The 9829-nt window shown below is 59.1% G+C and carries 7 protein-coding genes; 1 reads left to right on the top strand and 6 read right to left on the bottom strand.

Translation table 11 applies throughout. The features are described from left to right. The 6 genes from Q0721_RS11420 to Q0721_RS11445 form a co-directional block, all read right to left on the bottom strand. Positions 1 to 410, bottom strand: a 410-nt coding sequence (locus tag Q0721_RS11420) for a phage integrase N-terminal SAM-like domain-containing protein (RefSeq protein WP_299029998.1), incomplete at its 3' end; no start/stop codon positions are given. Between the two features lie 198 nt (positions 411 to 608). Beyond that, a complete protein-coding gene (locus tag Q0721_RS11425) occupies positions 609 to 1118 on the bottom strand; it encodes a phospholipase D family protein (protein WP_299030001.1) in 510 nt (169 codons plus the stop codon). Positions 1119 to 1121: 3 nt separating this feature from the next. Next, on the bottom strand, positions 1122 to 2930 hold the full coding sequence (locus tag Q0721_RS11430) for a DUF1998 domain-containing protein (RefSeq protein ID WP_299030004.1): 1809 nt from the start codon (positions 2928 to 2930) through the stop codon (positions 1122 to 1124). Beyond that, on the bottom strand, positions 2927 to 6874 hold the full coding sequence (gene drmA / locus Q0721_RS11435) for a DISARM system helicase DrmA (protein ID WP_299030007.1): 3948 nt from the start codon (positions 6872 to 6874) through the stop codon (positions 2927 to 2929). The genes Q0721_RS11430 and drmA overlap by 4 nt, the downstream gene beginning before the upstream one ends. Further along, complete coding sequence (locus Q0721_RS11440) at positions 6834 to 7556, bottom strand: hypothetical protein (RefSeq protein WP_299030010.1); 723 nt, start codon at positions 7554 to 7556, stop codon at positions 6834 to 6836. The genes drmA and Q0721_RS11440 overlap by 41 nt, the downstream gene beginning before the upstream one ends. After that, on the bottom strand, positions 7520 to 8479 hold the full coding sequence (locus Q0721_RS11445; protein ID WP_299030012.1) for a DNA cytosine methyltransferase: 960 nt from the start codon (positions 8477 to 8479) through the stop codon (positions 7520 to 7522). The genes Q0721_RS11440 and Q0721_RS11445 overlap by 37 nt, the downstream gene beginning before the upstream one ends. A 238-nt stretch (positions 8480 to 8717) precedes the next feature. On the opposite strand from Q0721_RS11445, the gene Q0721_RS11450 reads away from it, so the two are divergent. Further along, positions 8718 to 9629, top strand: a complete 912-nt coding sequence (locus Q0721_RS11450; RefSeq protein WP_299030015.1) for a tyrosine-type recombinase/integrase — start codon at positions 8718 to 8720, stop codon at positions 9627 to 9629. Positions 9630 to 9829: the final 200 nt, after the last annotated feature.

The following is a 9829-nucleotide window of genomic DNA, read 5'->3' on the forward strand; positions in this document are numbered from 1 at the left end:
ACCCGCAGCCCCGCCCGCGCCATCAGCGCCACCATCGCCTGGTTGCGGCGGGAAATCCAGTCCTCCCCCTCCAGCGCCGCCATCAGCCGCCCCAACTCCCGCCCGTCCAGCGCATCCACCGGCGGCTTCTCCTGCCGCACCCCCCGCACCCGCACGTCCCGCCCAATATGACGCAGGAGCGTGCGGATGGCAGAGAGGCGCAGGTTGATGCTGGCGGCCTTCAGGCGGCGGACGGAGAGGAGGTACGAGGTGTACTCCCGCACCTCCTGGGCGGTGAGCAGATGGGGGTCGGGGGGTTCGCCGTAGGTGGCGCGGTACCAGTCGGCGAACTCCCCCAGGGCGTCACGGTAGCGGCGGTGGGTGATGCCGGAATACCCCTTCAGGAACTCCTGGACAACGTCTTCCCACATCGGTTTTCCCTCCCCAGAAACATTGTACGACCCGTTTCAGGGCCGTTAGCGGCCCGATTTTCGCACATTGTGCGACACCCACAGGGGGTGTCGGGAAATACAATGATGCTTGTGCGGTTATTTTACACGATTCTTTGGAAGTTGTCAAGCAAAAGCGCCCCGGGCCCGGGCCCGGGGCGCTTTGCGTCAGTGCCTTTATCAGACCGTGGGCTGATCCGCTGCATAAATTTCCGGGCATCCGGCTTCAGCCAGTATATCAAGCATCCGGGCGATTTCCCAGGCTTCCGGACCTTCAACAAGAATCCCGATCTCATAGTTATGGATCAGCCCTCCCCAGGTCAGGTTGGCCGATCCAATGATCGCCCGCTGGCGGTCCACCACAACGGTCTTGGCATGCAAAAGACCTCCGCCTCCCGAGCGGAAATCCACCACACGGACACCCCCGGATCTACCTGATCGCTCCAGTCTCTTCCGGATACCCGCCGGCTGTTCGTCCATTGCGCTCAGGATAATCAGAACCCGGACTCCCTTACGGGCCGCTTCCTCCAGGATGTCCAGCAGAGGCATCGCAGAGGTATCTATGCGGTAAACCGCGATCTGAATTTCCCGACTGGCAGAGCGGAGTACTTCTTCCAGAACGGAGTTGAAAGCCCTGACCCCTTTCCCCACCAGCCTTTCCCCGGTGGCCAGAAGAACGACCCGCCCCATTCCTCACTCCAGCCATCCAGTCTCTGCAAGAACATTCCGATCCAGCCAGTGATTGCGATGCTCGCAGCTGGTCTCAGAGATGAGAGCGCAGGCGTGACAGGCTGCTCCAAGCACCTTTTTCCCCGGTTCAAAGCTGTGCTCCTGACACAGAGGATCTGCTGAACAGGACCCGGTCATTTCCCTTACCCGGTTCAGAATTCTATCAAAGTTATTCGCCATAACCAGCAATCCTCCCAGTGAACCATCGCCACCACGGGTGGCCGTGTATATCAGGATTCCACCCCGCATCTGACCATCTGGCGCTTTTTCCAGATATATCCTTTCCCGGATGGAGGGGGATGAGTAACCCGAATCCACGGCCAGAGCACGGATCAGCAGGTGAGAGAGAGTGTGCCAGGCTACAAAACAGGGATGGAGTTCAGCGCGATACCGGGGGTCCCGGAAAAGTCCCTGCTCATAAGCACCGGGGTTGTGGTATGCCTTCATCCAGTTTTCTGTCGCCACCCCCGTGAAAATTTGTGCCCGGCCACTTTCCGTGCCTTCCAGGGTGATGAATAGCCCCTCTCCCACACTTTCGTAACCGGGAAACCAGATGTTCCCATCGGAATCAGAGACTGAAATTTCCACCAGAGCAGGCCAGCGGTTTGCTTCTGCCACGGGACCGACATTCCGGCGATACCCGATCTGTACTGTCACCAGGCGCAGGCGGCTCACCGGTACCACCAGAAAGGGCAGGAAGTGCCGTATCATACCCGGTTTGACCTCCAGCAGAACGCGGGAACCGGGACCGGGGCTGCGGATGGGGGGAATACCCTCCCGGGTGCCTTCCAGAAAGGCCTGGAATTCCCGGCTCAGAAGAGAAGTCAGGTCCTGAGGGGAGCTGTACCCGAGCACATCATTGAGTGCCTGGATAATTTCGGGGTCCGGACATCCCAGAATCTCGTCTCTTTCGGATGGTGTGATCTTTCCGTCTTTTACCAGGGAATCAAGGCTCTTTCGCTGCAGGGATCCATCCTGGCCGATCAGCAGTGTTTTTGCCGTTTCCGGACCGAGCTGCCCGACCAGTTTCCCCAGCACCTGGCGTGCGGCGGTAAAGAGCGGGGGGACCGTGAGCAGGGAAACAATCTCTGGAACACGCAGATTGGAAGCCTGCCGCTGCAGGATATACGACTGTTCCGGGCATCCGGGGCGCTGGGGTGGCTGGTCCGGTCTCTCGCGCTCCGGAAAACGGCCGCTGCAGGGCCAGGATTCCCTGTATGCCTCTCCCAGCGACCTCTGGCGGCCACACTGGGGACAGATGATGAAAACGTCGGAAAGGCCCGGTCCTCTGCTCTTCCAGATATAGTAGCCGGGAGGGTGAGACAGATTTCCCCTGTGTACCAGCCTGTCCCAGTCCACATCATCCAGATGCCCTCCCGGACAGGCCCGAACAAAACGGATGGCCTCTTTCCTCCGGCACCAGCGGGGAATGGATTTCTCCTCACACTCTGGACACCGGTCCTTATAAAGTATCTGGTGAGTCACACACAGGTGCCATTCCGGGAAAGGCTTTGTTCTCCAGTACGCATCTACTGTTCCCGCTCCGGGCACCTGAAAGATCCGGACAGATGAGGATGACGGGACTCCTGGCAGCCGGGTGAGCAGGGTCTCCAGTTCCGGGCTGGATAATCTCAGATGATCCAGAGATACACCCGGGGGCAACTGAAGCCCATCCCGCAGAATCATCCGGGGACCCTCGCGGGACTCCAGAATGGATCCCGGCCCCCATGTGAGCACCATCTGGGAAATGCGTACACTCTGTTTCCTTGTCATCGTCTTATCTCCACCTCAATGGTATCCTCTATCTCACGCATGGACTGAGGAGCATTCTCAAATACCACGGCCAATCCTGCCCGTGGATGCACGGCATCACCCAGCACCACCGGCTTCTCCGGCGGGCGTTCAATGGCATATTCCACGTAGACCAGTTTCTCCTTTTCCCGATCAGCAATGTGCTTCCAGCGGTCCAGTCCAGAAGCAGCCAGATTCTGGACTTCCCCCTGATCCGGAGCGCGACCGGGCGGCTGAGATCTGGCACGACTCTCTAAAAGCTCAGGGATATCTCTTACCTCCGGATCATAACGGTGAGTACTCATATCCGGAGCCGTACCATCTCTGTGCCAGGGATGAGAAGAATTCCGCCGGTGGCGGAGCAGAAGCACTGTTACCGGCCCTATCGCCAGGTCCAGAGTTCCGGGCGAGAAAGGCATGACCGTTACCGGTTCCACGTATCGGTGCAGCTGCCGGTGATACCCGCAGAAGAACTCGTAATGGCTGAGGTCCCGGGGTCGGCTGGCACGCAGGAAACTCACCACCAGCGCCCCGTATTTCCTTCCCACCCGCCCGGTGGCCTGAATGTACGCGGAGGTAGTCTTCGGCTGTCCGTGCACCACCATCAACGAGAGACGCGGAATGTCAACACCTGTGCCGAACATGGAAGTGGCAAAAAGTGCATCCGGTGCATCGGGAGCCCCGCTGCCAAGAGTTTCCAGCAGAGCAGGCAGGCGGGTGGATGGAATCCGGCTGGAAAGCTCCAGTGCATGCTCGTCCCGGACAGGGCGGCGTGCCTGCTCTTCAGCAACAACATCCCGGATTCTCTGCGGAATGTCCTGCCGGTAGAGAGCAACCGCACCGGCCAGTTCCCGGATGGCGTTGAAATAGCCCACCAGCGTCCGGAAATAATCAGCAGCCGGATCCTGGCCGCGCACGAAGGATTCCTGGAGCAGACAGGCCCATATCCGGTAAACCGGTGTGAGAGGGCCTCTTCCGGGAGCGCAGATCCCCGCATACAGCTGGCCCGGGTTCTCTTCCTCCAGCGGATGGGGTTCATGAAGCGCCCGTACGAAGAAGCGATCACCAGCCTGCAACCCGTAAGGAGGAAATACCCGGAGATCCCGATTGAAGAGACTCTGAACCTGGGACGAGGCCTCCCGGACGGTGGCAGTGGAAGCCACATATTTGACCGGACTGTTCCCGTTCAGACACAGGAAATCCACCGCAGTTTCGTAAAGGCCAGCCAGGCTGCCCAGAGGGCCCTCTATCAGGTGCAATTCATCCTGAAGGATCAGGTCCGGAGGATCGGGAGGTTCCACCTGCACCGGGGATTGCGTCTGTGGTTCCCTGCAGTAGCCCTTCAGCGGCTCAAACCAGCGCACATTCCCGAACAGGGTGCCGGCCTCCGGTTCAAATGGCAATCTGGCAAACTTATCCACTGTGGCAATCACCATAGATGGAAGCCGCCGGTACAGCTGCTCGTCCACCGTTAGAGCAGGCACTGGCACACGGGAAGCCAGTTGCTTTCCGGCGCTTGCCCGCCAGACTTCGGGAATGTCACGGAGCGAAAGACCGCAGGGATCACTCAGGATTGCGCCGGAAGAGGGGTGACGTACAGAAATCTGCGCCAGGCCGCGTTCTCTGCGCGCGGCCGGCACACCCTCGCACCACCACTCCTGACCCAGTGGACACTCTGGAGCAGGACACCAGATCTCAAAATCGTTAATTCCTCCCCGCGGGCCCTTTACGGGAAAATATCCCGGTCGCGAGGGCCGGAAAGCAGCGAGCTCCAGATGCTGACCCGGGCCCGTGTTCCACCAGCTATCGAGACTTTCCGCTTTCAGGTTCTGCCCGGTTTTCACAATGAGAGTGAGAACCAGATGGGTCCTCCCGGGCAGGCTCCGGGGTTTTCCACCCAGAGACACGCTGAAGCCCGGGAGAGAAGGAGCACCCTGAATAATGGCAGCCAGCTCTGTCTCAGGGTCCTGTGTCACCTGCCGGGGCCGGGCAACAATCAGGTGCAACGTGTGCTCGCCCGGGGGTAATCCGTCCTCCGGGATTGCCAGCAGGGCACCACAGGCCGGACAGGTCAGAATCTGAGCTGGTTCTCCTTCTCCCTGTTTGCCCGCCAGGATGTCCAGCGCTCCATAAAGCGGACGCTTCCCTCCAGTACGGGTGGGCACAAACAGGGATTTAAGCCGGTTCGGGGTGAGACCGCCGCCCACCCAGAGCCCGATGCGGAAAGGAATAGTGCCCCACAGGAAATTGCTCCGATCCGCCCATCCATCAGGGCGCCATCCCACTTCTCTGCCTGCTTTCAGCCCCTGCACCCGCAGGACCTCGCAGGCAGTGATCATTGCCAGAGCCCGCCGGAACTGCTGAATGGTCAGCAACCGCAGGGTGTAGCGGGAAATAACAGCCACTCCCGCTCCAGTGCGATCCCCGCTGGAGCGCCGGAGGGCCTTCCGGCGCCGGAAGGCCAGGGTGAAGGCTGCCAATCCCAGATATGCCTCCGTTTTTCCACCTCCGGTGGGAATCCACAGAAGATCACAGACCTTCCGGTCCGGGGACTGGCTGTTTGAGATGGATTCCAGATTCATCAGAATGAAGGCCAGCTGAAAAGGACGCCAGTGCAGATCCCGTCCGGACCATTCAGCCTGCAGAGCCATGGCCCGGTTTGCAAAAGCGAAGGAAAGCCGGACGTCCCTGTCGCTTTTCAGCAGGTCCAGCCCCTTTCTCATCCGCTCCAGCACTTCCCGGCACTCATCCTGCAGCTTTTTCGCCACTTCCCGTTCACGGGCAGAAAGGGTTTTCGCTTCCTCTTCCTTCTCCCTGATCCAGGCGCTGTATCCCTCCACCAGTGGCTGAAGGGCCTGGTGCAGATCATCCGGATCTGCAGCCAGGCAGGCCAGATCACCCGCTCGCAGGACAGGAGGTGGCCCGTATTTCAAATCCCAGTCCCAGCCCGGCATCTGCACAGCGTACACAGGGACAAATTCTGTCCGGACATCGGGAGGAGAAAAGCGCCAGCGCGTCTGCGGGTCCAGCAGCCCCCCATCCACCCACATAAATGGCGGACCGTCCGGGCGTTCGTTTTCCTTTTCCTGAGGGGCGGGGCGCTCCGGATCGATGTCGCGCCAGACGGCAGATACCAGATGCCCCCGGGCCAGCACCGGGTGATTTCTGTACAGGAAACTCAGGCGCACATCGTCACTTTCCACAACCTGAATTTGTGGAGAAGATGACGGGGCAGCCAGGGCTGTTCCTTCCCCGCAGACCACCCGGATCTGGGGCTGGAAAATGCAATCCTCCGTCCGGATTCCAGAGCGATTACCTGGCTGGATTGCATTGACCAGGTAGATGGCCACGTGGAAAATCCCCGGCTCCCGGGAATCCTTCTCACACCGGATCTGCAACCGTATTTCAGCCTGATCAGGAGAGGTTTCCCCCTGATGATTCAGGTAAAAATCAAACGGGCTGTCGGTCCCGTGAATATCCTGGACCCACCATCTTGGATACCGTCGCCAGCATACCCCCAATTGATCTTCCCCGGACACGCTCTCCTGCAAATAACGGGCCCAGGTCACGCAGACTGTGAAAGTGGGACTGCTCTTCCCCTGCACCTGTACCCGGAAGGAGAGACCAATGGACGAGGGGCGGGTTCGGGGGTCCATTGGGGGAGTGAAAACAGAGGGAACGAAGGTGGTTTCCTCCACGTCGTCTTCAGAAGTTCCTTCATGAAGAAGCCAGTCGAGATCTGATCCCGTTCCACCGGAGAGGCTTTCCACCTCGCTCCCGGGCTCGGTCTCCCGAATCCCGACCGGCTGCAGCACTCCGGTCAGGTACTCACTCAGAGGACTATTCCTCATAACTTCACATAGCCCTTCGCGGGGACCCAGCACGTCACGGACCAGCGCTGCCAGAATCTCGCTTCGTATTCCCATGTGTCCTCCCGAACTGGCAGAGATCCCTCAGCGGACATTTGCCGCATTCCGGATTTCTGGGGCGGCAGACAAGAGCCGCCAGATCCAGAAGAGCAAGCACAGCGGAGCGGGGATCAGCGCAATCCACGAATTCCTGCATCAGGCGGTGGAAATGGCGGCTGCGTCTGGAGCCGTCACTGATGGGCCATCCCCGGATCCGTCCCAGGACCCGCACCGTGTTGGTATCCAGGAGGGGTTCCGGCAATCCGGATGCAAAGCAGCGGACAGCTCCTGCGATGTAATCGCTCACTCCAGCCAGCGATCTCAGCGCCTCTTTCTCTTCAGGTATCTTCCCCCCATATCGCTGGACAATCTGACGGGCCATCTCCCGGAGCAGCGGTACTCTCCAGCGTAACCCCAGGGGGTGCACGATGGATTCCAGTTCACCGGCTGGAGACCGCATCAGGGCGTCCGGGTCCGGAAATTTCTCCACCATAATCCGGTATACCGGAACAACCTGATCTGCGCGGGTCCGGTGGAGCAGCACTTCTGCCAGCAGAATGTGCCAGGGGTTCCGGGTTTCTCGCCAGGGAAAAGAGCGCTGATTGCGCTCCCACCAGGAGAGCAGCAATCGCCGGATTTCGGCCAGATCGTCCGAATCCGGCCTTACTGCCCCAGTATCTTCAGCATCACCTGAGCACATATTTCAGAGAAGACAGGACTCACAGCATCTGCCACCATCTGATAACGGTCCGTCAGTGACGTGCCTGGTGGAAACCGGAACGCCAGGGGGAATCCCATAATGGTCATGGCTTCCCGCACAGAGAGCACACGCAGAGGGACCCCGTATCCGTTTCCGGCAAATGGGTGCAGGATGTAAGTCTTGCTGATGTTCCCAAATGAAGGAGCCGGTCTGTCCGGGGAGAGCTGATACCATCCGTACTTCCCTGTCCGGTATTTCCCCTGGTACTTTTCCACAGTCTGGAAGTTGAACCACACGTGCTCCGGATCGTCCCCGGTTCCCGACTTTTCCAGAGTCTCCAGGGCGTCCCGGACTGTACGGGGAGGTTTCCGGAAAGCCTCCAGGCACTCAAAAAATGTCAGGGCTCTGTTCGTTGATTCGCTCCGGCGGAAACCGGCCAGAAAAAGCCGGTGGCGGGCAATTGCAGCCCCATAATCTGCGTAACAGACCACTTTCCACGCAAGGTCGTACCCGGGCTCTATCAGCTGCAGGCATTCGTGGAAAGCGGGATCCCGTTCAAGACGGGGTACATTCTCCATCAGGAAAGCTTCCGGGCGAATTTCACCGACAATCTCCAGAAAAATCCGGAAGAGATCGTGGTCTGGATGCCGGGAACCCCGCTGGCGGACATTGAGGGCACTCCAGGGGCGACATGGAGGGCCTCCGATTATCAGGGTAGCGGCTCTGTCCTCTGGCCGGATTCCCTTTGTTCTCAGGTCTGCCACGATGGCCTGTCCGATCTGGTTGATTTCAAAAATTTCCGGCACGCGGGGGTAAATGTCGTATCCTGTAACCAGGAATCCGTTTCTGGCGAAACCGAGAGCCAGGCCACCCATACCACAGAAGAGATCCAGCACACGGATCTCACCAGAGGAGTCGTTCATCATCTGCCTCCTGCGCCTTCACGGAAGAATCCGGCAGGGATAAACCACGACGCCCGCTCCACCTTGACGGCGGGCGGGCGTTGTGCTACAATCTCCGTTGCCGGGACGCCCGCGCCGCGTCCTGGCCCGCCTCGGGCTCTGCCACAGCCGCGAGGCGTTTTTTGTTGTTATACCCCACTTTTGCATTCTGTCAAGCGGGTATAATGCCTCCCCAAATCTCAAAACGGAGGAGGCAACAATGCAATTGTCTGTAGCGATCCAAGAATTTGATCTTTCTCTCGCAGGTGTGGTGGCTTCGGGCACCCGCAAGTTATATCTCCGCCGATTGCATTCTTTGCTGGATTTCCTTGGCGATGTGGAAATAGAGCAAATTACCACCTCCGATCTCCGCCGGTGGAGGGCTGATCTTTCCGAACGAAAAGAACGCTGGGTTAACAACCCCTATCGGCCACCCGCTGCTGGCGGCCTTTCCCCTTGGACGATTCACAGTCACGTCAGGATAGCGCGCCAATTCTTTAAATGGCTGATTGAGGAGAACTATCTGAGCCAGAACCCAGCTGCCCGGCTGGAACTTCCACCCCTGCCTGAAGAACCACCGAAAGCCGTTGCTGAAGAGGACCTCCAGCGACTTCTGAACGCTGCGCGTGATGACCCGCGCAATTACGCGCTGGTTTGTATGCTGGCAGACACTGCTGCACGCGTGGGAGCCATAGCGACGCTGAAACTCAAAGACCTGGACTTGGAAAACCGTCGCGCACTGGTCTGGGAGAAAGGACGAGGCGGCAGGAAGAAAGCCCAATACGTTTTCTTTTCCTGGCGCACGCGAGAGGCTCTCATAGAGTACCTTCGCGTGCGGCCCGACAACGCAAGCGATTATCTGTTCATCTCAAAACGAGGTGGACATTTGACTCCGCATGCCATCTATCAACTCTTGAGACGGCTGGCAAGGAAAGCAGGAATAACGGGACGATTCAACCCCCACGCTTTTCGCCATGGATGGGCGCGTGGGGCGCTTCGTAATGGGGCTGATCTGGGCACGGTGTCCGACATCCTAGGACACAGCAGTGTTGAGGTAACCAAGCGATTCTACGCCAGATGGGCTGATGGTGAGTTGCAGGAGAGACACGACAAATTCACTTGGTTGAAATGAGTTTGCCTGTAACAGCCACTTGGTGTATAATTGAAATGTGCGAACCTCTCTGTGCCCCTGAGCAGGAACCTCCTAAGTTCTTGGCCGCGCGTTCGAGTCGCGCCAGGGGCACCTTCGGACTCTGCTGGAACGGCCAGGGATAGCCCCGGCCGTTTTCCTTTCCCCACGGGGAGGAGCAGGAGCACAGGATGCGCGTCTTC

The organism is uncultured Thermanaerothrix sp. (assembly GCF_938028735.1).
GTDB lineage: Bacteria > Chloroflexota > Anaerolineae > Anaerolineales > Anaerolineaceae > Thermanaerothrix.

Excerpts from the sequence above, each read along its gene's own strand:
- Q0721_RS11425 (WP_299030001.1), bottom strand. The coding sequence starts at position 1,118 with ATGGGGCGGGTCGTTCTTCTGGCCACCGGGGAAAGGCTGGTGGGGAAA.
- Q0721_RS11430 (WP_299030004.1), bottom strand. The coding sequence starts at position 2,930 with ATGACAAGGAAACAGAGTGTACGCATTTCCCAGATGGTGCTCACATGG.
- drmA (WP_299030007.1), bottom strand. The coding sequence starts at position 6,874 with ATGGGAATACGAAGCGAGATTCTGGCAGCGCTGGTCCGTGACGTGCTG.
- Q0721_RS11440 (WP_299030010.1), bottom strand. The coding sequence starts at position 7,556 with ATGTGCTCAGGTGATGCTGAAGATACTGGGGCAGTAAGGCCGGATTCG.
- Q0721_RS11445 (WP_299030012.1), bottom strand. The coding sequence starts at position 8,479 with ATGAACGACTCCTCTGGTGAGATCCGTGTGCTGGATCTCTTCTGTGGT.
- Q0721_RS11450 (WP_299030015.1), top strand. The coding sequence starts at position 8,718 with ATGCAATTGTCTGTAGCGATCCAAGAATTTGATCTTTCTCTCGCAGGT.